This is a genomic window from Pseudomonas rustica (assembly GCF_018336155.1).
GTDB classification, from domain to species: Bacteria; Pseudomonadota; Gammaproteobacteria; order Pseudomonadales; family Pseudomonadaceae; genus Aquipseudomonas; species Aquipseudomonas rustica.
In genome coordinates this window covers 1-786 of sequence record NZ_JAGYHF010000039.1, presented here as the reverse complement: position 1 = coordinate 786, position 786 = coordinate 1, and the positions used below count along the sequence as shown (strand labels likewise).

Here is a 786-nt window from a genome sequence, read left to right as displayed (position 1 = left end):
CAGCTTCTGACTGTTAGCCCAGTACAGACTGTGGGAGACATCGGCCCCACCCCTTCCACCAAAGCGCCGATAAAGAATGCTTCGTTCTCTTCAGCGACGATAGAAACAAGCCTGCGCCTCTTGGTGAAACCCTTCGAGTGGAAAAACCTTACAGCGGGAGTGCGAAAAATGGCAATGGAAGTGAACCAATTTATTGTCGGTATCGATGTTGCGAAGGCCGAACTGGTCGTTCATTTCCAGGACAGCGGCACGCAGATGTCGCTTACCAATACCAAGCCTGAAATCAAGAAATGGCTGAGGCAGCAACCCGCCAATACTGCCTTGTGCGTTGAAGCCACCAATGTCTATCACTTGGACGTGGTGGAGATGGCTTATGCAAAAGGCTTCAAAGTCTATGTTGTTGATGGTTTTCAGCTTAGCAATTACCGAAAAAGTATCGGCGGTCGGGTTAAGACTGACTCGAGCGATGCCGCTTTACTCGCTCGTTATTTGGAGCGAGAAGGCCGGGAGCTGCGCGCTTGGACTCCGCCACCAGCAGTGTATGGCAAGCTTCAAAGCCTCCTGCGCCGCAGGGCTGCGCTGGTCACAATGCGTACGGCTCTAAACCAGAGCTGGAGCAATGAAAAGCTACTGAAAACCGCCTTCAAGAGTTTCACCAAGCAAATAGACAGGTTGGATCTGCTGGTTCAAAAGAAACTCAAGGAGTTGCTCAAAGAGGCAGGATTACTTGAGCAGGTAGCTCGCTGCCAAGCCATCGAAGGGATCGGTTTTTTGACAGCCACAGCC

General features: G+C 51.5%; 1 protein-coding gene. It reads left to right on the top strand.

Annotated features, from left to right (window positions below):
* Window positions 1-168 precede the first annotated feature (168 nt).
* On the top strand, window positions 169-786 hold a 618-nt coding region (locus tag KFS80_RS26760; RefSeq protein ID WP_212546473.1), incomplete at its 3' end, for an IS110 family transposase.